We start from the raw sequence: 19,879 nt of genomic DNA, 5'->3' as shown, positions 1-19,879 counted from the left end.
AATGATAAAATATGTAAAAAAAGGTATTTTATTATATAGTGATTGATGTTGAGGAGGAGTGGCTATGAAAAATTTGTTTTATTTAATGTTCATTGTGATGATTATAGCTGGTTGTAACGGAATACCTTCATCACATTCCGATTCTTTTGGAAACCCAGTGGGGCGAGTTATTGTAGATGATGAAGGTTACATGATGCAGATTGGCGACTTCGAATTGAAAGATGATGACGTTACAATTCGAAGTCTTAATTCACCTGATAAATATGGCTTAGCAGAAGAATTTGAAACATTAACTGTTGAAAAGGGAGATAAAATAAAAATTGAAATTGATCAAAACCCACCTTCAATAATTGTAAATCAGGAGAATGAAGATGGTACAATTGATAATATTGAAATTCAAAAGAACGAAATAACCCTTCCAACGGAAAAAGGATATTATATTTACGAAGTTATTGCAAAATGGAATGAAGGAAAATCAACTTTTGTTTTCGATTTGAATATAGAATAAAAAAATTCGAATTACTGAAGTATGGCTTAATTTTAAAGATTGGAATGGAGGCTGGTCGACTCCTTGGGGAACATCGGACGTCCCAGGAAGCTCTGCTCTGTGCGAAAGCGAAGCGACAGCAATAAAGCGCCCCAGTCGGAACGGAAATCAATCACACGTTATGGTGATGAGCCAGTTTTAGTATACTTTTAAAATTTAGGTTGATGATAATACATGAATTCCTACATTTCTTTAAGATAAGGGATGTAAGTTACATTTACAATGCATAGAGAGGGTAAGAACATGAACAGACATTATTTTATTGCAGTTCCACTTCCTTCAGATATTAAAGCAGTTCTTCATGCGAGATGTGAAAAAATGAAAACGGATTTTCATTTTAAACGATGGGTTCACCGGGAAGATTATCACATCACATTGGCTTTTTTAGGTCATGCGGATGAAGGGCAATTACAAACTGTAGTGGATGAAACGAGGAAAAATCTGATGAATGTTTCTCCGTTCGAATTAAAAATTCAAGGATTCAATACTTTTGGAAGAAGAGAATATCCAAGAATTTTATGGGGGGATCTGCTCGAATCTGAGCAATTAAGTTTTGTAAGAGACATAGTATACCGTGATTGTATTAAAGCTGGATTTGAATTAGATATGAAGCCTTTTACACCACATATAACTGTTGCGAGAAAATGGGATGAGGCATTCGGTAAATTTCTATTCGAAGAATTGCTAAAAGAAGAGTTTCAGCTTCCTCAATTTCCAGTGAAAGAAGTGATTTTGTACGAATCGAGGGTAGAAGAAACCCCGAAATATTATAAAAAGGCAGTTATTCACTTATATGACCAGTAAATTTGTAAATGTATAAAGTGGTTGGTTGCATAATGTACAGACAAAGGAAAAAAGCCTACTACTATAATAATGATGAATATTAGATCAGCTCGTAAACCAAAAGAGAAACGGTTTACGAGCTTTTTTGATCAATTATGCTTCTGCATAATTACGTCTGGAATCGGCTTTGTGCTTAGGCCTGCGTGATGCAGGAGTTAGCCGTTATCGCATGGATGCGATGATTTTAGGCTAACATCCTTTATGAACTCTTTTCCGATTCCGTGACATCCGCCGGAAGCTTTAACTTCTTTCAGCTAGTATTTGTATACGCAATGAAAAGTAGATTAAATCCGCATTTATCTCACCACTATAGAAGTGGGGGATTTCTGCTGACGCTTCGCTTTCCCTACATAAAACATTTGTAACTGCCGTTTCACTTACGTTACATAAAACAATTGTAGCTGACGCTTCGCTTTCGCTACATAAAACATTTGCTGAAAGAAGTTAAAAAGATCTCATTTTTAATAATTAGTTCATCTTCCGTTCATTTAAGAATTTTATGATAAGGATGTAAAAAGGAATGGAGGAGTTCAATATGAATCTTGCATGGAAAGAAATTAAGAAAAATAAAGTAAGGTTTTTAATATTAGGTTCAATTGTTTTTCTTGTTAGTTTTTTAACATTTATTATTTCTGGTTTGGCGAATGGATTGTCACAAGATAATGCCGCCCTAATTAAGGATTTGCCGCAAGGACAATTTTATATGAATGAAGATGCAGATCAAACTTATAATCTGTCAAAAATAGATAGCAGTACACAAAACGAAATATTGAGCAAAGAAAAAGATGCAGTAGCGTTTTCATTACAAATGGGCTTTTTGAATGATAAGGACAATAAGCAGCAAAGTGTTGCCTTTGTTACATCTACTGAGTCAGATTTATTTGAAAATGTGAAACATGAGGAAGTCATTTTAGACAGCTCAATGAAAGATAAAGGAATTAAAGTAGGAGATACATTAACGAATAATCAATTTAGTGGCAAGTTTGTAGTAAAGGGATTTGTCGATCAAAAGAAATATAGTCATGCACCTGTTGCCTATATTAATGAAGAGGATTATAAAGAAATTTACCGTGTTGATGAAATGCAGATGATTTTCGTACCAGACGGGGATTCTTCAAAAGAATTTGCTGGATTAGAATCATTTTCAAATAAAGCGTTTCTTAATACAATTCCAAGCTATAATGCAGAACAAATGTCTTTAAATATGATTGTTTGGTTTTTAGTAGTTATTAGTGGGATGCTGTTTGCTATCTTCTTCTATATGATGAACGTTCAAAAAATTGGCTTATACGGAATTTTAAAAGCTATTGGTTTGAAAACAAGTAAGATATTCCAATTGATATGGACACAGATGGCCATCATTACAGTTATTTCACTTATTTTGTCTGTAACCTTTAGCCAAGCATTTAATATGGTAGCGCCACAAGGGATGCCTTTCACTTTAACAATCGCGACAACGACGCAATTGTCGATAGTATTCCTAATTATTGGATTTATTGGGGCTACAATTTCAGGACTTCAAATTAGAAAAATTGAACCATTACAAGCGATACAGCAAGGAGAGGCTTAATATGACTTTATTTACAATTGATGAGGTTAGAAAAACGTTTACTAATGGCGAAGTAAAAGAAGAAATATTAAAAGGCATAAACCTTTCTCTAAAAGAAGGAGAAATCATAGCATTGGTAGGTGCATCGGGCTCTGGTAAAAGTACGCTTCTAACAATAGCTGCCGGACTTCAGCCTGCATCAGATGGGCAAGTTATATTTGAAGATAACAATTTAACTTCAATGAGCTCTGAAGAAGTTCGAAAAGTACGAGCAAGTAAATTTGGATTTGTCTTTCAGTTCGCACACCTTGTACCTTTTCTTACAGTTGAGGAACAATTACTGTTAATGCTAGATGTTTCTGAATCCAAGTTAAAGAAGTCTGAACAAAAAAATGAAGTCGATCGAATACTAAAATTAGTAGGGATGGACCATCGGAAAGATTCTTATCCTTCTTCATTATCAGGTGGAGAAAAGCAACGTGTAGCCATTGCCCGGGCAATTATTCATAAACCGAAAGTTCTGTTCGCAGATGAACCAACGGCAAGTTTGGATTCTAAAAGATCAAAAGAGGTTATGTTATTAATTAGAGAATTGACTAAAACCTTAAACATTACTACTTTAATGGTGACACATGATGAAGAGATGCTTGCATATACGGATCGTATTATTAAAATGAGCGATGGTGTCATTTTGCAAGATGCCCTTTAGTTCGGGAACATAAAATTTTAGAGAGCCACAACCATAATTATGATGGTTGTGGTATTTTTTTTGATTAAATAACGGCATTAGATGAATGACAGGGATATTTTTAAGAAGCTTAGTGTTAAAGTTACCAAACCATTTAACGAATACAGCATATTGTAGAAGAAAAGGGGATGTGATTTTATGGCGTTTGTCATTGCATTAATAATTGTATTAGTAGGATTAATAGCGGCATTCCAATTAAGCGAAGAAAAGACGGAGAAAGGCAAATATATTATTTGGGGTACCATCACGATGATTGCATTTGCCCCATCTTTATCTTTTTTAATTGGCGTAACGTATGCAATGACGGTTAGAAATGGTTGGGCAACATCGATTATGATGCTTTTATTCCCAATGATTTTTGTCATAGGGCTTATTATATTACTCTTAGGAATTTATAAGAAGCATGAAGAAGATCGCTAACTGTCACTTAAGGAGTTAATTAATTTTGTGTTTTAGTTATCTTTTATATAAAGGTAAAAAGCCGCGAGACTCCTGCGAATTGTATTTACGAGGAAGTGTATATGAAAAATGAAGGAAGGAGCAACACGCCTTGTTGGCTGACGCTTCGCTTTCGCACATAAAAACCCTTGTTGCTGACGCTTCGCTTTCGCACAAAACACATATATTGCCCTGATCGGGTAGAATGCATAGCGGTTTTTTACCACTTAGGAAGACGGCCTTTCTGAAATGTTATGTTAATCGAGCTTTTCGGCTTACTTTACAGTCCATTCTCATTAATGCCCTATGTAAAGAAGGAGATAACATCCATTGTTTTACGTATTGGCATTGAACAAAATAAGGCTTATTTTTGTATATGCCTGCAATAGTGATTTTTACATATAGGAGATGGCTCCAGCCTCGCCGTCGAGGAGTTTCAAAAACAGTCGGTGCTTACATTAATAAAAGGCGGGGTAATTTCAGGAGTCCAAAATACTGTTAAAGCAACAGATGGCACTGTCCAAGCAGGTGGTGTTAATTATAATAATGTTATTGTTTTAGCAGAAACGTCCGTTTACAGTGATGGAGTATGGACATATTACTTTGTAGATGGTATCGGTCTAGTTAAGGAGCTTTACAACGATGTTGTTATCTTTGAACTGGTTGATCGTACAGCCAATTAAATGTTAGCCATAGGAAAAGCAAGTCTCCTGTAACGAGGAGGCTTGCTTTTTGTCATGAAGTATCTAATCTAACGAAATATGAAAAAAACGCTGAAGTGCTTGTAGCCATTCCTTTTCGTTATGTGTTGTATAGGTTGTTAGGGAGTGTCCCTCGTATATTCGGAATTCGCCGTTAAGCATTGTATGTCGACCACGAGGGGTACGAATCATAGCGATTTTATTTTGTTGTTTAGAAAGTCTTGGAGCAAACTTTGCATCGTTAGCCTCATCAAAAAAACTATAGAGTAAACGCCAATTGTGTTGTGTTTGTTCGTACAGCATCCAGCCGTTCGCATCATCTCGTTCAATTTTATAAAGTTCATTGCCTTCACGGTGGAAATGCCCAGCAATGAGTGGAACTGGCTTACAAGGAGCTAATGCACCTACACCAACATCGGAAATATAGGATTGGTCAGCAAAATTAACAAGCAAGAGCTGATGCATTGGGACATCTTTGGTAGGAGTATCTGCTTCAATGTTGCGCCAAAACTGTGCGTAGCGATTGGTCACAGAAAATCCGAGTTCACGAAGTAGCCAGCTAAATAAAATATTTAGCTCAAAGCAATTGCCTCCACGTTTGTGAACAATTATTTTTTGAAAAATATCAGGAATTGAGAAGGAGATGTCTTGTTTCAAGGCAACATCCAAGTTTTCATACGGGATGGTGTATAAATGTCTTGTTTGTAATTGACCAAGTAGTTTAATAGACGGCTCAGTTAAAGGTCCTTGAAAAAGAAGGTGTTTCAAATATTGCTGTATTTGTGAATTCATTAAATCGCCTCACTTCCTTATTAAATAACATAACCGAAATGGCTTGGGAATACACGTATAATATTCAAAAAGAAAATAATAGAAAAATAGGTGGATAACTAGTAAAATTAAAGTGTTAGCTACTATTTAGTGAACTATTTACCAATTTAGTTAATAATAAAGATTACAAGGTAGGTATATATATGACTATGACAACTAAAATGACATGGATAGAAGTAAATTCTTACGATGAAATGAGCGAAGTAGCAGCGGATATTTTCACTAAGCAATTACAAGTGAAGTCGGCAAGTATTTTAGGATTAGCAACGGGTGGTTCTCCTGTTGGGATGTATAAGGAATTAGTGAAACGCCAACAAGCTGGAACTATATCTTTTAGCGACGTTATTACTTTTAACTTAGACGAATATGTTGGTCTCGATCAATCAAGTCCAGCAAGCTATTGGACATTCATGCATGAGAATTTATTCAATCATGTGGATATTAAGGAAGAAAATATACATTTACCAAATGGTAAGGCTGAGGAGTTAGATACTGAGTGTGTAGCATACGATGCTCGCATCAAGGAAGCGGGAGGAATTGATTTACAGCTTCTGGGTATTGGCGTAAACGGACATATTGGCTTTAATGAACCGGGCACACCTTTTGATTCACTAACTAATATTGTAGAGCTAACTGAATCTACACGTACTGAAAATGCAATTTATTTTGATGACTTCAAAGATGTACCAACACATGCTATTACAATGGGCATTCACTCTATTATGAATGCGAAAGAAATCGTGTTGATTGCATTTGGTGAGAAGAAACTAGAAGCTATCGAAAAATTAAAAAGTGGTATTGTGACGGAAGATTTCCCAGCAAGTCAATTATTAAACCATTCAAATGTAACGGTTATATACGGCGGAACAAAATAAAAAATAAGCGTAGACTTTATATTATTTAAAGTCTACGCTTATTTATTTTGTATTTGAAGAGGCGGATAGAGTGATGGATAGGGGGCGAAAGCGTCTGGTAGAAGAACTCTAGTGATGGATTGAAGTCAGGGCGACGGATAGAAGAATCGGAGCGACGGATAGGACCAGCGAAGTGACGGATAGAATGGCCAAAGCGACGGAAGGAATCCTCAAAGCGACGGATAGGACAGTCAAAGTCGTGGATAGGACAGGCAAAATCGTGGATAGAACAGGCAAAATCGTGGATAGAACTGGCAAAATCATGGATAGAGCAGCTAAAGTTGTGAATAGCCCGCCAAAGAAGGAGCATTCACCCAGGAATTTAGCTGTCATAGATATTAGCTTCGCCATTAATCAATGCTACAATAGTTTCTATATGCTAGAATAAGAAAAACTTATAGGAGGGGTTAAGGTGAAAAAGCACCGTACCACATTTACAAAGGGGCGACACAGTAGGTCTTGTGGCTTTATCTAGTCCAGCACAGCCTGAAAAGCTAGGAGATGCTATAGCCTTTCTTGAAGAATTAGGGCTAAACTATATAATTGGGGATACCATTCAGGCAAAGCATGATTATCTAGCAGGTAGCGACGAAGAACGTCTAGCTGATTTTCATGAAATGGTGAGAAATCCAGAGGTGAAGGCAATTTTTTGTGTTAAGGGGGGCTATGGCTCTGCACGCATTGCGGAAAAGATTGACTACGGACTACTTGAGGAAAATCCAAAAGTCTTCTGGGGCTTTTCTGATCTTACATATTTACATTGCGCGATTAACGAATATGCTAATTTAGTGACGTTTCATGGACCGTTACTTATGTCTGTGGGAAGAATAGATGATTTATCAAAGAAAATGTTTTTACAGCTATTTTCTCCGATGGAATTACAGTATACGGAGGATATTTCCCCATTAACAACGATTGTACCTGGTGTAGCTCGCGGTGAGATTATTGGTGGAAATTTACGTCGCCTCCTTAACACATTAGGTACAAAATTTGAAGTTAGTACGGAAGGTCGAATTTTATTGATTGAGGAGCTTGGAGAAACTATTCCAACTATCGATGCGATGCTGCAGCAATTAAAGCAGGCGAGAAAGCTTGAGCAGTTAGCCGGTGTTGTTATTGGTTCCTTTACGCAAACAGGAGCGGATGAAGCGGCATTACTTGCTTTAATGAAGGATTATTTTACGGATTTAGGAGTTCCGGTTGTAGCTGGCTTTAAAATTGGCCATGATTCAACGAATATTGCAATTCCATTAGGCGTAGATGCAATTTTAGATGCACAGGAAAAGGTACTGAAGATTCTGCCTGGTGTGCATTAAAAGAAGCGCTCAGCACGTAATATTGTGCTGAGCGTTTTATTTTGAATATTAATACGGCTCTGCGCCATGGCCTTTATCTATAGCTTCTTTAGGGGCTTCATCACCATCAATATTACCAAGCGGCTTAGATGAAGATGAATCATTTCGGGCTTTTTGTACTCCTTCTTTTAACAAACGACCGTATTCTTCATCTGCTTCTTCCGCTAATGAAATCATTGCTTCTTGGATGGCTATATTACAAACTGATAAATCACGAATTAAATTTTCAAGCAGTTCATCTCGCTCCCACTGTTCAAAATTGCGATATGTTTCTCCAGCTTGCTTCGTATTACTTTGACGATCAATGGATTCCCTAACGAGATTGCCTTCCACTAGTGGTGTATATTCCTTAGCTGTTTGAGTAGCTTCCTTTAAACCATTTAACATCGACGGCTCATAGTTAATATGAGGATTTTGCCCTGGAGCCAAATCACGCTTGTACATCATTTGACCACCGTTTTGATTGGTTGCTACTCGTTTTTTAGGAGCATTGATAGGAAGCTGTAAATAGTTCGCACCTACACGATGACGCTGTGTATCAGAGTAAGAGAAGGTACGACCCTGTAACATTTTATCATCCGAGAAATCCAATCCGTCCACAAGCACACCTGTACCGAAAGCAGCCTGTTCAACCTCAGCAAAATAATCTTCTGGATTTTTATTTAACACCATCTTACCAACTGGATACCATGGGAATTGATCATTAGGCCAAAGCTTCGTATCATCTAGTGGATCAAAATCGAGCTCGGGATGTGGCCCATCCTCCATAATTTGTACGTTTAATTCCCATTCAGGATAATCACCGTTTTTAATCGCGTCGTATAAATCCTGTGTGGCATGATTGAAGTTTTTCTTTTGGATTTCTTCCGCTTCTTTTTGTGTTAAGTTTTTAATGCCCTGTAGTGGCTCCCAATGGTATTTTACTAATACCGCTTTACCTTCACTATTAACCCATTTATACGTATTAACACCAGAACCTTGCATCATTCGATAGTTAGCTGGAATACCCCAAGGCGAATAAACGAATGTCACCATATGGAAGGTTTCTGGAGAGCTTGCACAGAAATCAAAAAAACGTTCGACGTCTTGAATATTTGTAATGGGATCAGGCTTAAAAGCGTGAATCATATCAGGGAATTTCATGGCATCACGGATAAAGAAGATTTTTAAATTATTGCCGACTAAATCCCAGTTACCATCCTCAGTATAGAACTTTACAGCAAAGCCTCGTGGATCACGTAATGTTTCCGGTGAATGGCTGCCGTGAATAACTGTTGAGAAGCGCACAAAAACTGGCGTCTGCTTCCCCTTATCCTGAAATACTTTTGCTCTTGTATACTTAGAAATAGGCTCATCCCCAACAACACCGTATGTCTCAAAGTAGCCATGTGCCCCTGCACCTCGGGCATGTACAACACGCTCAGGAACTCTTTCACGGTCAAAGTGACTTATTTTCTCTATAAAATCATAGTTTTCAAGTGTTGCAGGTCCACGATTACTGACAGTTCGTATATTCTGATTGTTAGTAATAGGGTGCCCTTGTCGATTTGTCAAAGTCATGTCATGCTCGTTTGTTGAATCATGTTGTTTTGTCATTGTTTAACCCCTTTCTTTACATATATCCATTGTGTACATGTTAGTGAACAAATAGACATGAAAAAACTCTCCTTCACATGAGGTGGAAGAGAGTTAAAGAATGCTTTTATTAGGGGTTTTCATACCATAAACAATGGTCTAATAAATTGATTTTATTTTAAATTTAGTCTTTCTACCGCACCTTTTAAAAAGCTCTCCTACACACAAGATGTAAGAGAGCTATTTGGATGGCGTTTTCAAATAATTGTAAGTTGTTTGAGTATGGCCATTGCTTATAGTTGGTTATTAGTCATTGGTCATACAGTAACAGGTAACTTGTCATTGGTTTAGTTAAGTTAGCACCAAAAGCTAGTTTTGAAAACAGCACATCCAATTCAATATGAAGTCTCATCGACCCCATAAATCTATTGTATACAGTTTCAAGTGATATGAAAAGCCTTCATTTACCCCGTATTAACGGGCAATAATTTATCTGTACCGAAAGCAAAGCGTCAAGTACAAGACTCCCACCTTAAAATTTCAGCAAAAGCAAATCTTGAATTTAAACGACTAGCAAAATATTTGCTGGAAATTTCAAAAAAGAACTGGCTAATTTAGTAAAAGATGGAACTTTGATTCAACTCAATCGTATACATAGTAAGGAACATTAAATCTGAAGAGTAGGAGGGATTATATGAGTAGGAAAAATATAACTGTGATGATAGTGACATTTATTCTAGAAGTTATTATTACGTATTTTATTGCCTCATTTTTCTCTGTAAGATTCATCGAAGTAATGTTTTTTACTGGTATGGCTTTTGCTGGAGGAACGTTTTACTTTTCAAGTAGTGGTGGAGCAATGTCTAGGTTATTTGCTTCACAAGTTAGTGGGAGAACAGGTATTATTCAGAAAAGAGAACGCTTCACTTATACAATAGGTCCAGTATTTACTGCTTCATTTATCTTCTTTTTAATTGGATTAGTATTCTTTGTTCTACTTGTTTGGGGAATAATTCCGCCAAGCGAAACTTAAATTATAAACTAAAACAGGAGCTTTAATTGAATAAATCCTATAGAGACCTCTTCGTGATGAACTACACCTCAATTGTTTGACACTAACTAATGATTGGAGATGCTGTTCATGATGGGGGGTTTTTGTCTATTTGTAAAAGTAATTTTTTTGTATTACTTCGATAGCATATAAATGCTAATTTAATTATAATAGCATTTGGACTTTTAAAAAATACCAGTGTTAGTTAGTTCAATAAGCAACATAAATCCCTTAATTTTATAAAATGTCGAAAAATGACGAATGATTATGGTAGTAATAAACACCTTAATTTGTAAGAATTGTAATAAGGTTATACGAAATGTTAATTTAGGGATTTTCGCGCTATAATTCTGTTTCGTTAAATCTAATAACGTACAATTATAAAGGATATGCATTTGGAGGGAATTAAGGTAATGAAGAAAGTTTTATTATTACTACTAGCCGTTATGCTAGTTGGATGTTCTGGAGAAGGAACAGAGAAGAAAAAAGAAGAAAATGTAAAAAAAGAAGAGGTCGTAAAGGAAGAGAAAGTCGTTTCTGTAAAATTTGAAGAAGTTGATTCTGAAACAAAAGCTACAGTTGAAAAGTTTGCTAAAGAATACAATGCTAGCGTTGATGCATTTAAACAGGTTCAAGAAGTAGAATTAGTGAAGATTACAGAACCAATAACTAGTGAACTAAATAAAGAGAAAGATATTTTCTCACAAATCCTATTTGATGCTGATTTTAAAAAATATGAAGGCCATTACAAATTAGTTGCTAAATATAATAAGGATAAAAAAATAATTGGCTATAATGTTTCTGTAGAAGGACTTCCAGCAAAAGAAAGAAGCGAAGAGGGAAATCAATGGGAGGAAGGAATAACTTCTGCTGTATTAGTTACTCAAGTACTAGGATTAGATTTAGATAAATTCAGTGAATCAATTAATTTAGCTGAGCAGAAGAAAAGCACTCATTCATATACGGATTCTAATTATAAGGTAACTAGTCTATTTACTGATATCGATTCAGGAAAATTTGAATTTAATTATGATTTAACAAAGTAATACAAAAAGCATCTCTAAATGAGCTACATCCCCAATTGTTAAACACAATTGGGGTACAGTTCAAAAAGGATGCTTTTTTATTGCAGTATTTTACGACCTGATTAGAAGTAACGTGAATCATCGAAATTGATTTCAACACTATAATTCTTTGCATTGATAAGATTCGATAATTTATGTGCATCTTTTTCAAGTGTAATCGCACGTTCACGGTACTCATCTGGTTCATACATAGCAATTTCATAAAGCATTGTATTTTCACCATAACCCATGCGTAAACTCTCTTTTTCGTGCATACTAAAATGTTTGCAAAGTTCGGCATCTGCACGAAGTTGAGTTGCGAGCTCAATCGCTTCAACTAAAGCTAGTTTTCCGCCTTTAAAGTCTACTGAGTTTTTTATATTTGCTTCATATACTAAACGATCCAATGTACGAACATCGAGACGTACTTGAGCTAATTCAGCTTCAATTACGTTCATTGCACGATTACTTGTTTTGGGTGCTTGTCCTTTTTCAATAGTTACGAAAGCGCTACGATGTAATTCGCTAACAAGCTCCTGAATTTTTTTTGATAAAATACTTTTTAGCTTAACGGCTTCTGCAAGATTAATCATGAAAACACGTCCTTTTACAATGTAGTAGATGGTGCTGCGTTTGATAATAAGGCTATTTTATAATCGCCGCCATGAATTTGGTTAAACATTTTGCCAGCAGATGCAAGAAGTTCTTCCGCATTTTCTTCTGACAGTGATGGGCGAAGGTAGAAAATATGTAGAGCCTCAGTCGTTTCTTCTGAAACAGACGTACGTTTAGAATCGACAAATGGTGACCCAAATGCTCCTTCAGCATCACCGCTATAGAGGATATTTTTTAATGAATTAAAACGCCCATTTAAGCCCTCATAGCCAGTTTCCTCGTTGCCAAGTGCAATGTCTATATTCCCTTTTAGTTTAGCTGTATCATATAAGCCTACCGGAATTTCATATTGCAAGGAGAAGAAGTTATTTAAATCAACACCAGAGTGAAGCGGTGTTAAATAATTTTGCTTACTAATTCTGCGCATTAAGCTTTCTGCTGAGTGACGATAACGATTAGGATCAGCGCCAAGTTTTTTCCATAATTGTCGCCATTCTGCGATACCGTCACGTTGTGTTACAGGATTATCTTGCATTTCTAAATAGAGATTTTCCTGATACAATTGCATGCGGCCTTTAATCATTTGAGGCGATTCTGCAACGACAATTTTGGTATAATGAATAATGCCGATTTTTAGCTCGGGATGTTGTGTCAATAGAGATTGATTAATTGAAATTTCCATAAAACATCACCTACTTTGTTTATTTCAATTATTGTACCATGTAAGGAGTTGGAAATAAAATGAACATACATGACCTACAACGTGAATTTGTGGCGTATGCAATGTCCATTGGTGTAGATAAAATTGGCTTTACAACAGCAGCTCCATTTACAGAATTAAAAAATCGACTGCGCCGCCAACAAGAGCTTGGCTATCAGTCGGGCTTTGAAGAAAGCGATATTGAAAAACGTACCGAACCCCTACAATTGTTGGAGGGAGCAGAAAGTATTGTGGCGATAGCTGTAGCCTATCCGTCGCGTATGCAAAATGCACCTGTTGGCAAGAAGGGAGCAAGGCGTGGGATTTTTTGCCGCGCTTCATGGGGTGTCGATTATCATACAGCATTACGTGAGCGACTAAAATTATTATCTGCTTGGCTTGAAGCGCGAATAGAAGGTGTACGCATTGAATCAATGGTGGATACAGGTGCACTTGTGGATAGGGCAGTAGCGGAACGCGCAGGAATAGGCTGGGGCGGGAAAAACTGCTCGATTATTACGCCTGAGTTTGGTTCCTATGTCTATTTGGGAGAGCTTATTACGAATATACCCTTCGCACCTGATAAGCCTATGGAGGATGAATGTGGAGATTGCCGTTTATGTTTAGATGTTTGTCCAACAGGTGCGTTAATCGAAGGGGGACAGCTAAATTCTCAACGTTGTATAGCCTTTTTAACGCAAACGAAAGGAACATTGCCTGATGAGTTTCGTAGTCATATTGGTAATCGTTTGTATGGCTGTGATACGTGCCAGACCGTATGTCCAAAAAATAAAGGAAAGATTAACTGGATACACGAGGAATTTAAGCCTGATCCAGAGCTAGCAAAGCCACTACTAGTGCCACTTTTAACGATTTCAAATCGTGACTTTAAAGAAAAGTTTGGACATGTCTCAGGTTCATGGCGGGGGAAGAAGCCTATTCAACGCAATGCTATTTTGGCACTTGCACATTTTAAAGAGGAAGCGGCTGTACCAGATTTAGTAGCACTTCTTAAAAAGGACGAACGACCTGTTATTCGAGGAACGGCAGCGTGGGCTTTAGGTAAAATCGGCGGGGAGCAGGCACAATCTGCATTACTTGAAGCAAAAGTAAAAGAACAAGACGAGGAAGTACTCGTTGAGATTAACAAAGGTTTACAATTTTTCAGTTAAGGAAGTGTATCGTTATGCCATTGCATATCGTTTTATATCAACCAGAAATTCCAGCGAATACAGGAAATATTGCACGCACATGTGCTGGAACAAATACCTCATTACATTTAATCCGCCCTCTAGGCTTTTCTACAGACGATAAAATGCTAAAGCGTGCGGGCTTGGATTATTGGCATAGTGTTAATGTCGTGTATCATGATTCACTAGAAGATTTTTTAGAGGCATCAAAAAATGGCGACGTTTATTTAATTGAGACATATAGTGAAGAGCCATTTACGACACATGATTTTAGTGATAAAGATCGTGATATTTACTTTATGTTTGGAAAAGAAACGACTGGCCTGCCAAAGGATTTTGCGTATGAGCGTCGAGAAATGTGCTTACGCATTCCACAGAGTGACCATGTACGTTCACTTAATTTATCGAATACAGCAGCAATTGTTATTTATGAAGCGTTGCGTCAACAGGGATACCCAGGGTTAAATTAAAAAGAGGCTGAGACATAACTGGTCAAAACCTCAAAAGCGCGGGAAATCAATTTAGAAACATTGATTTCTCGCGCTTTTCTGATGTGAAATTTTTAAATTTTATTTCTACATGCGACGGAAAGAACATCGCAAGCGACGGAAAGAACCCGTCAAGTGACGGAAAGAACCCGTCAAGTGACGGAAAGCCCGTCAAGCGACGGAAAGAACTCCGCAAGCGACAGAAAGAACCCGTCAAGCGACGGAAAGAACATCGCAAGTGACGGAAAGAACATCGCAAGTGACGGAAAGAACTCCGCAAGCGACGGAAAGCCCGTCAAGCGACGGAAAGAACATCGCAAGCGACGGAAAGAAACCGTCAAGCGACGGAAAGAACTTTGCAAGCGACAGAAAGAACCCGTCAAGCGACGGAAGGAAACCCGTCAAGCGACGGAAAGCCCGTCAAGCGGCGGAAAGAACCCATCAAGTGACGGAAAGAACTTCGCAAGCGACGGAAAGAACCCGTCAAGCGACGGAAAGCCCGTCAAGCGACGGAAAGAACCCGTCAAGTGACGGAAAGAACTTCGCAAGCGACGGAAAGAACCCGTCAAGTGACGGAAAGCCCGTCAAGCGACGGAAAGCACGTCAAGCGACGGATACAATCCTCAAACTGACTGACGGAAAGACCCGCACCACTTTTAAAATTTCAATAAAACAACATTACCTGCTGGATCCTCTGTTTGGAATCCTCCATCTATATTAGTAACCGGTGCACCAATTGCACGAAGATTTTCTTTTATTGTTGCTGCTTGTTCTTCATTGTCTAGACGCAGTGAAAATGTTTTTAAGCCAACCATATTTTCACCAAGCTTTGATGCGTTTTCAGAGTGCCAAGTGTTTAAACCGATATGATGGTGATAGCGGCCAGTTGAGATAAATAATGCTTGTGCACCGTAGCGAGTGACAACCTCAAATCCTAATCCCTTTGTATAAAATTCCTCTGCGGCAGCTAAATTAGATACTGATAAATGAATATGCCCCATAACCGTATTAGTAGGCAGACCATTCCATCTACCATCACCTTCCTCTAATATAGAGTAAATTTTAAGAGGTTCAGTAACCATATGAACTTGGTCGAAATGCCAAGTCCATTCACTTTCAGGGCGATCAACATAAACCTCGATGCCGTTTTTATCAGGATCATTTAAATATAATGCTTCACTTACATCATGGTCGGATGCTCCGAAGTACACGCCGTTGTTATGGAAATGAGAAATGATATTGGCTAAATCACGACGAGTAGGCAATAAAATTGCAAAGTGATAGAGTCCAGTTGTTAAGCTCGTTTTTTCTTCCACTGTTTCGGGTTGGACGATTGTTAGTAAAGCCGTTTTGCCATCTGCTGTTAAAGTTGCTTTATGAGATTCCTGATGTAAAACTTTAAAGCCAATTACCTTCTGATAATAAGTTAATGAACGTTGTAAATCACTCACTTTAATTTCAACATTTGTAACATATGTGTTAGGTTTTTCATGAAAATGCATAGTAGATTACCTCCAAATATAAGTTGTATTTAATTATTAAGTTACTTTATGTAAGTAAGTTTATTTTATAAAGTGTTGAAAGTCAAGTAATTATATTGTTCCAAAAAAAGAGAAGTAACTGACGAGATCCTTCTCAAAAAAAAGAAAATCACTAAGCATATGCATGCTTAGTGATTTCTTGAGGTATTATTTGTCTGCTCTGTAGTCGCCTTCGTAACCAGCAGTGAAAATAGCAGCTAAGAACGCTACAGTTACACCAATAATTAATAGTAAACTCATGGAAGAACCCTCCTCATGTTTATAAAGACATCTCCACTTAGTATAGCCTATCTACTATAAAAATGAAACGACATAGCGGAATAAAATATGTCAGAAATGGTTCAGAAATAACTATTTCGGGAAAACTATAAGAGAGGTGATGATAATGGAAAAAAAGGTTCCGAATATCGAAAACGGTACAATGGCTAGAAACTTTCAAGATTTAAAGGATTTAGGAAAGCAAATGGAGCATTTACGTGATGGTCTGGAGCTTGCGGAAGACGATCGAATTCCAGATCCTATCCAAGTAGATGATCTTGAAGAGAAAGCAAAAAAACAATAAGAAATTGCCCCGAAAATTTTCCTTATATTTCTTAAAACCAATTTTTTGTATAATGGAACTAGGAAAAGAAAGGGGTTGTTATTTTTGAATTTACATTCAACAAAAACGTTAGCAAATGGTGTGGAAATGCCTCGCTTTGGCTTAGGTGTCTATAAAATGACAGAGCGTGATGAAACTTTGAATGCCATTGATATAGCTCTTAAATTTGGCTACCGAGCTATTGATACGGCTTCTCTTTATGGTAATGAGGCTGAGGTGGGCGAAGCTATTCGTCATTCAGGCGTTAAACGTGAGGATATTTTTGTGACGACAAAGGTCTGGAATAATGACCAAGGCTATGATGAAACATTACGAGCATTTGAAGTCTCATTGAAAAAGTTAAATATGGATTATTTAGATTTATATTTAACTCATTGGGCAGTACCAGAAACATTTGAAGAAACGTATAGAGCAATTGAACGTTTATATGATGAAAAATTAATTCGTGCAACAGGTGTCTCAAATCACCATGAGCATCATTTGCAAAAGTTATTAGCCAAAGCAAATATTGCACCAATGGTTAACCAAGTAGAGGTGCATCCATATCTACAGCAAGACGCATTAAGAGCATATTGTAGCGAGCATGGAATTGCTGTTACGGCATGGTCTCCATTAGGTCGTGGTGGTGTCCTTGATCATCCAACGATTATGGAAATTGGGCGCGAAATAGGGAAGACAGCTGCACAGGTAGTGCTTCGCTGGCATTTACAAAATGATACACTTGTTATTCCGAAATCTGTTACACCTAGTCGTATTGAGGAAAACGCACAGGTTTTCGATTTCGAATTAACAGTAGCGCAAATGGATAAAATGGCTGCGTTAAATCGCAATGAACGATTTGGGCAGGACCCAGATCATTTTAAATTTAATTTCTAATAGAAATCCCGCTCTCTAATTAGAGAAGCGGGATTCTTAATAATATTATTTAGATTCTTTTACATAAGGAATGTAGTTAGAAAGCATTTTTGCCATATGTGCACGTGTAGCGTTGTTACCAGGCATAAATTTGCCGTTTGCGCCGCTAACAATCTTTAAGTCTTTCATAAGTGCGATAGCATTTTGTGTTTCAGCGTCGTATTTAGAAATATCACTGAAATCAGCTTTTAAACCAGTTTTTGCATCATGTTGTAGGTCGTATGCACGAGCAAACATTAATGCAAGTTGAGCACGAGTTACTTTTGCATCAGGATTGAATTTACCATTTACACCTTGTACAATTCCAGCCTCAGCAAGTGCTGTAATTTCTTTTTGTGTTGCAGGATTTAATTTAGCAATATCCGTGAATGTTGCTTGACCTTTAGCTTCAAGATGTAATGCACGTGAGATAAATGATGCAGCTTGAGCACGAGTTAAGTTTGCGTTTGGTGAATATGTTGTTGCAGAAGTACCTTTTGTTAAATCACGGTAATAAAGATCACGAACATAGCCTTCTGTTTCCGAACCTTTTGCAATATCCGTAAATGGAATTGTGGCAATAATACGACCTTCTACTTTTGGATCAACTTTTTTCAGTGTATCTAAGTGTTGGATAAACATTTCATAGTCAATTGTACCAGGTTCACTTACACGACCATCAGCATATACTTTTGCAAGTGTTTCGTAGCCGTCTCCACCTTTAGCAGTAAATGTATTTGTTGCAGCTTTATAGTATGCTGCTTTATCTAGCTCTTTACCATTTAATTTAATAGATTTTACACGTTTACCAGCTGGTGCTTTGCCATCAAACTCTACTTGTAAACCTGAGAAGTGTAAGAAGCCACCGAATTCTTTCGGGAACTCTTTTACACTATGTTCTACAATTTCGTAGATTTCGGCACCCGTTAATTTTACGATACCAAGCGCATTACCGAATGGCATAACTGTCATGACTTCACCAACAGTGATATCTCCTGTGTCAATACTTGCACGGATACCACCGCCATTTTGGAATGCAAATTGTACTTCTGGATCAATTTTCTTTGCACCCGCAAGCATACCATCAGTAATTAAGTTACCAAGATTAGTTTCGCCAGCACGTACGCCCCAAAGACCACGTTTGCCATCTAGTGTCGACACAGCAGTATTGCCTGTTGATTGTTGTTTAACTGCAGTAATTTTTTCAGAATATGGAGCTAAAAGTTTAGCTGCCTCTGGATCTGCTGCTACTGGTTTTTCTTTATCATTTAAAGCATGTAATTGACCAAAATAGTCAACAACTGCACCGTTATCGTTGAATGTTAAATCTAGTTCACCTAAATTTTCGCTATATTGACCTGTTTGAACGATAATTGTAGGATCCTTGAATGATGTTTCTGCTTTCACAGGCTTGTCTAATTTTGTATGTGTATGACCACCTACGATTACATCAATACCTTCTACAGTTGAAGCTAGTAATTGATCGTTATCGAAATCTTTTGAATCATCAAAGCCTAAATGTGTTAGTGCGATAATTTTGTTCACACCTTGTTTTTCAAATTCTGCTACTGTTTTTTTCGCAGAGTCAATATAGTTTGCAAATTGAACATTAGCAACGCTTGAAATGGAAGGTGTTTCTTCAGTTGTTAAACCGAAAATACCTACTTTTTCACCATCGACTTCTTTAATAATACCGTTATAAATTTTACCTTTTTCAAAGTCTTTTGTAACTGTTTGGAATTGTAACCCGTCAAATAAAGAATCTTTTGAGAAATCTAAGTTAGCCCCTAGTAATGGGAAATCTGCTCCCTTAACAAATTTCGCAAGTGCAGCATGTCCTTCTGGGCTTGAGCCTAAATCGAACTCATGGTTACCAAATACCATTGCATCGTAGCCCATAGAGTTCATTAACTTCATATCAACTTCTCCAGAAAATTGATTGAAGTAGAGAGTACCAGAGAAAACATCACCAGCATCTAAAAGAAGTGAGTTTGGATTTGCAGCACGAAGTTCTTTTACTTTTGTTGCACGCTGTGGAGCAGCTTCAACGTGTGCATGCGTATCATTAGAGTGTAGAATTGTTAACTTGAAATCATCCTTCTTAGCTGTTGGTGTTGTTTCTGCAGCGTGTGCAGCAAAACCGGGTGTAGCTAGTAAACTTGCAGCTAGAGTTGTTGCAGCAATGCTTTTAACCCATTTCATCAATAAATTCCTCCTCATAATATGTCAGATGA

Annotated in this window: 24 protein-coding genes; 15 read left to right on the top strand and 9 right to left on the bottom strand. The window is 37.3% G+C overall.

Features of this window, described 5'->3' with window-relative positions:
- Nucleotides 1-64 precede the first annotated feature (64 nt).
- The 7 genes from AB9L17_RS21315 (at nt 65) to AB9L17_RS21285 (ending at nt 4,808) form a co-directional block, all read left to right on the top strand.
- On the top strand, nt 65-508 hold the full coding sequence (locus AB9L17_RS21315) for a hypothetical protein (RefSeq protein ID WP_068986067.1): 444 nt from the start codon (nt 65-67) through the stop codon (nt 506-508).
- A gap of 63 nt (nt 509-571) precedes the next feature.
- Nucleotides 572-700 carry a hypothetical protein gene (locus AB9L17_RS21310; RefSeq protein ID WP_263297449.1) on the top strand — a complete coding sequence of 43 codons (129 nt, stop codon included), beginning with the start codon at nt 572-574 and terminating at the stop codon, nt 698-700.
- Between the two features lie 90 nt (nt 701-790).
- Nucleotides 791-1,351 (top strand): RNA 2',3'-cyclic phosphodiesterase, encoded by a 561-nt coding sequence (gene thpR / locus AB9L17_RS21305; RefSeq protein WP_068986066.1) that lies wholly within the window; start codon nt 791-793, stop codon nt 1,349-1,351.
- A gap of 574 nt (nt 1,352-1,925) precedes the next feature.
- On the top strand, nt 1,926-2,960 hold the full coding sequence (locus tag AB9L17_RS21300; protein WP_068986065.1) for an ABC transporter permease: 1,035 nt from the start codon (nt 1,926-1,928) through the stop codon (nt 2,958-2,960).
- 1 nt (nt 2,961) lies between these two features.
- Nucleotides 2,962-3,648: an ABC transporter ATP-binding protein gene (locus tag AB9L17_RS21295; RefSeq protein WP_068986064.1), complete on the top strand. Its 687-nt coding sequence runs from the start codon at nt 2,962-2,964 to the stop codon at nt 3,646-3,648.
- Nucleotides 3,649-3,825: 177 nt separating this feature from the next.
- A complete protein-coding gene (locus tag AB9L17_RS21290) occupies nt 3,826-4,107 on the top strand; it encodes a hypothetical protein (protein ID WP_068986063.1) in 282 nt (93 codons plus the stop codon).
- A gap of 467 nt (nt 4,108-4,574) precedes the next feature.
- Nucleotides 4,575-4,808, top strand: a complete 234-nt coding sequence (locus tag AB9L17_RS21285) for a hypothetical protein (RefSeq protein WP_068986062.1) — start codon at nt 4,575-4,577, stop codon at nt 4,806-4,808.
- A 63-nt stretch (nt 4,809-4,871) separates the two neighbouring features.
- On the opposite strand, the gene AB9L17_RS21280 is transcribed toward AB9L17_RS21285, so the two are convergent.
- The gene (locus tag AB9L17_RS21280) at nt 4,872-5,618 is read right to left on the bottom strand and encodes an arylamine N-acetyltransferase family protein (RefSeq protein WP_068986061.1); all 747 of its coding nucleotides are present in this window, start codon (nt 5,616-5,618) and stop codon (nt 4,872-4,874) included.
- Between the two features lie 200 nt (nt 5,619-5,818).
- On the opposite strand from AB9L17_RS21280, the gene nagB reads away from it, so the two are divergent.
- Entirely contained in the window at nt 5,819-6,532 is a 714-nt protein-coding gene (gene nagB, locus AB9L17_RS21275) for a glucosamine-6-phosphate deaminase (RefSeq protein WP_223553933.1), read from the top strand.
- Nucleotides 6,533-6,557: 25 nt separating this feature from the next.
- Here nagB and AB9L17_RS21270 read toward each other — a convergent pair whose 3' ends face one another.
- Nucleotides 6,558-6,881, bottom strand: a complete 324-nt coding sequence (locus tag AB9L17_RS21270; protein WP_375199769.1) for a hypothetical protein — start codon at nt 6,879-6,881, stop codon at nt 6,558-6,560.
- A 151-nt stretch (nt 6,882-7,032) separates the two neighbouring features.
- Here AB9L17_RS21270 and AB9L17_RS21265 point away from each other — a divergent pair, with 151 nt between their 5' ends.
- Complete coding sequence (locus AB9L17_RS21265) at nt 7,033-7,887, top strand: S66 peptidase family protein (RefSeq protein WP_375199768.1); 855 nt, start codon at nt 7,033-7,035, stop codon at nt 7,885-7,887.
- A 48-nt stretch (nt 7,888-7,935) separates the two neighbouring features.
- On the opposite strand, the gene AB9L17_RS21260 is transcribed toward AB9L17_RS21265, so the two are convergent.
- Nucleotides 7,936-9,522 carry a catalase gene (locus AB9L17_RS21260; RefSeq protein WP_375199767.1) on the bottom strand — a complete coding sequence of 529 codons (1,587 nt, stop codon included), beginning with the start codon at nt 9,520-9,522 and terminating at the stop codon, nt 7,936-7,938.
- Between the two features lie 673 nt (nt 9,523-10,195).
- Here AB9L17_RS21260 and AB9L17_RS21255 point away from each other — a divergent pair.
- A complete protein-coding gene (locus tag AB9L17_RS21255) occupies nt 10,196-10,534 on the top strand; it encodes a hypothetical protein (protein WP_068986057.1) in 339 nt (112 codons plus the stop codon).
- Nucleotides 10,535-10,965: 431 nt separating this feature from the next.
- Nucleotides 10,966-11,598, top strand: coding sequence for a hypothetical protein (locus AB9L17_RS21250; protein ID WP_068986056.1), 633 nt, complete (start codon nt 10,966-10,968; stop codon nt 11,596-11,598).
- Nucleotides 11,599-11,699: 101 nt separating this feature from the next.
- On the opposite strand, the gene AB9L17_RS21245 is transcribed toward AB9L17_RS21250, so the two are convergent.
- Nucleotides 11,700-12,209, bottom strand: a complete 510-nt coding sequence (locus AB9L17_RS21245; protein WP_375199766.1) for a hypothetical protein — start codon at nt 12,207-12,209, stop codon at nt 11,700-11,702.
- 14 nt (nt 12,210-12,223) lie between these two features.
- Complete coding sequence (locus tag AB9L17_RS21240; protein ID WP_223553776.1) at nt 12,224-12,913, bottom strand: B3/B4 domain-containing protein; 690 nt, start codon at nt 12,911-12,913, stop codon at nt 12,224-12,226.
- Nucleotides 12,914-12,972: 59 nt separating this feature from the next.
- On the opposite strand from AB9L17_RS21240, the gene queG reads away from it, so the two are divergent.
- Both queG and trmL read left to right on the top strand, forming a co-directional pair.
- On the top strand, nt 12,973-14,103 hold the full coding sequence (queG, locus tag AB9L17_RS21235) for a tRNA epoxyqueuosine(34) reductase QueG (RefSeq protein ID WP_068986053.1): 1,131 nt from the start codon (nt 12,973-12,975) through the stop codon (nt 14,101-14,103).
- Between the two features lie 14 nt (nt 14,104-14,117).
- Nucleotides 14,118-14,591 carry a tRNA (uridine(34)/cytosine(34)/5-carboxymethylaminomethyluridine(34)-2'-O)-methyltransferase TrmL gene (gene trmL / locus AB9L17_RS21230; protein ID WP_068986052.1) on the top strand — a complete coding sequence of 158 codons (474 nt, stop codon included), beginning with the start codon at nt 14,118-14,120 and terminating at the stop codon, nt 14,589-14,591.
- A gap of 170 nt (nt 14,592-14,761) precedes the next feature.
- On the opposite strand, the gene AB9L17_RS21225 is transcribed toward trmL, so the two are convergent.
- The 3 genes from AB9L17_RS21225 to AB9L17_RS21215 form a co-directional block, all read right to left on the bottom strand.
- On the bottom strand, nt 14,762-14,992 hold the full coding sequence (locus tag AB9L17_RS21225) for a hypothetical protein (protein ID WP_375199765.1): 231 nt from the start codon (nt 14,990-14,992) through the stop codon (nt 14,762-14,764).
- 18 nt (nt 14,993-15,010) lie between these two features.
- On the bottom strand, nt 15,011-15,178 hold the full coding sequence (locus AB9L17_RS21220; RefSeq protein WP_375199764.1) for a hypothetical protein: 168 nt from the start codon (nt 15,176-15,178) through the stop codon (nt 15,011-15,013).
- Between the two features lie 87 nt (nt 15,179-15,265).
- A complete protein-coding gene (locus AB9L17_RS21215; protein ID WP_375199763.1) occupies nt 15,266-16,111 on the bottom strand; it encodes a VOC family protein in 846 nt (281 codons plus the stop codon).
- Between the two features lie 424 nt (nt 16,112-16,535).
- Here AB9L17_RS21215 and AB9L17_RS21210 point away from each other — a divergent pair, with 424 nt between their 5' ends.
- Nucleotides 16,536-16,712 (top strand): hypothetical protein, encoded by a 177-nt coding sequence (locus tag AB9L17_RS21210; RefSeq protein ID WP_175401801.1) that lies wholly within the window; start codon nt 16,536-16,538, stop codon nt 16,710-16,712.
- Between the two features lie 84 nt (nt 16,713-16,796).
- Nucleotides 16,797-17,627 (top strand): aldo/keto reductase, encoded by an 831-nt coding sequence (locus AB9L17_RS21205; RefSeq protein ID WP_068986049.1) that lies wholly within the window; start codon nt 16,797-16,799, stop codon nt 17,625-17,627.
- Between the two features lie 45 nt (nt 17,628-17,672).
- On the opposite strand, the gene AB9L17_RS21200 is transcribed toward AB9L17_RS21205, so the two are convergent.
- A complete protein-coding gene (locus AB9L17_RS21200) occupies nt 17,673-19,847 on the bottom strand; it encodes a 5'-nucleotidase C-terminal domain-containing protein (protein ID WP_254660200.1) in 2,175 nt (724 codons plus the stop codon).
- Between the last annotated feature and the right edge of the window lie 32 nt (nt 19,848-19,879).

Source organism: Lysinibacillus sp. RS11, assembly GCF_042019215.1.
GTDB lineage: Bacteria > Bacillota > Bacilli > Bacillales_A > Planococcaceae > Lysinibacillus > Lysinibacillus xylanilyticus_A.
Note: the sequence above shows the minus strand (reverse complement) of the source record. Positions and strands in the feature narration are given on the sequence as shown.

Bases quoted from the DNA above. Each gene is read 5' to 3' on its own strand.
- AB9L17_RS21280 (WP_068986061.1), bottom strand. From the start codon at position 5,618: ATGAATTCACAAATACAGCAATATTTGAAACACCTTCTTTTTCAAGGA.
- AB9L17_RS21270 (WP_375199769.1), bottom strand. From the start codon at position 6,881: ATGCTCCTTCTTTGGCGGGCTATTCACAACTTTAGCTGCTCTATCCAT.
- AB9L17_RS21240 (WP_223553776.1), bottom strand. From the start codon at position 12,913: ATGGAAATTTCAATTAATCAATCTCTATTGACACAACATCCCGAGCTA.
- thpR (WP_068986066.1), top strand. From the start codon at position 791: ATGAACAGACATTATTTTATTGCAGTTCCACTTCCTTCAGATATTAAA.
- AB9L17_RS21295 (WP_068986064.1), top strand. From the start codon at position 2,962: ATGACTTTATTTACAATTGATGAGGTTAGAAAAACGTTTACTAATGGC.
- AB9L17_RS21215 (WP_375199763.1), bottom strand. From the start codon at position 16,111: ATGCATTTTCATGAAAAACCTAACACATATGTTACAAATGTTGAAATT.
- AB9L17_RS21300 (WP_068986065.1), top strand. From the start codon at position 1,926: ATGAATCTTGCATGGAAAGAAATTAAGAAAAATAAAGTAAGGTTTTTA.
- AB9L17_RS21250 (WP_068986056.1), top strand. From the start codon at position 10,966: ATGAAGAAAGTTTTATTATTACTACTAGCCGTTATGCTAGTTGGATGT.
- AB9L17_RS21290 (WP_068986063.1), top strand. From the start codon at position 3,826: ATGGCGTTTGTCATTGCATTAATAATTGTATTAGTAGGATTAATAGCG.
- AB9L17_RS21255 (WP_068986057.1), top strand. From the start codon at position 10,196: ATGAGTAGGAAAAATATAACTGTGATGATAGTGACATTTATTCTAGAA.
- queG (WP_068986053.1), top strand. From the start codon at position 12,973: ATGAACATACATGACCTACAACGTGAATTTGTGGCGTATGCAATGTCC.
- AB9L17_RS21260 (WP_375199767.1), bottom strand. From the start codon at position 9,522: ATGACAAAACAACATGATTCAACAAACGAGCATGACATGACTTTGACA.
- AB9L17_RS21210 (WP_175401801.1), top strand. From the start codon at position 16,536: ATGGAAAAAAAGGTTCCGAATATCGAAAACGGTACAATGGCTAGAAAC.
- AB9L17_RS21315 (WP_068986067.1), top strand. From the start codon at position 65: ATGAAAAATTTGTTTTATTTAATGTTCATTGTGATGATTATAGCTGGT.
- trmL (WP_068986052.1), top strand. From the start codon at position 14,118: ATGCCATTGCATATCGTTTTATATCAACCAGAAATTCCAGCGAATACA.
- nagB (WP_223553933.1), top strand. From the start codon at position 5,819: ATGACATGGATAGAAGTAAATTCTTACGATGAAATGAGCGAAGTAGCA.
- AB9L17_RS21245 (WP_375199766.1), bottom strand. From the start codon at position 12,209: ATGATTAATCTTGCAGAAGCCGTTAAGCTAAAAAGTATTTTATCAAAA.
- AB9L17_RS21200 (WP_254660200.1), bottom strand. From the start codon at position 19,847: ATGAAATGGGTTAAAAGCATTGCTGCAACAACTCTAGCTGCAAGTTTA.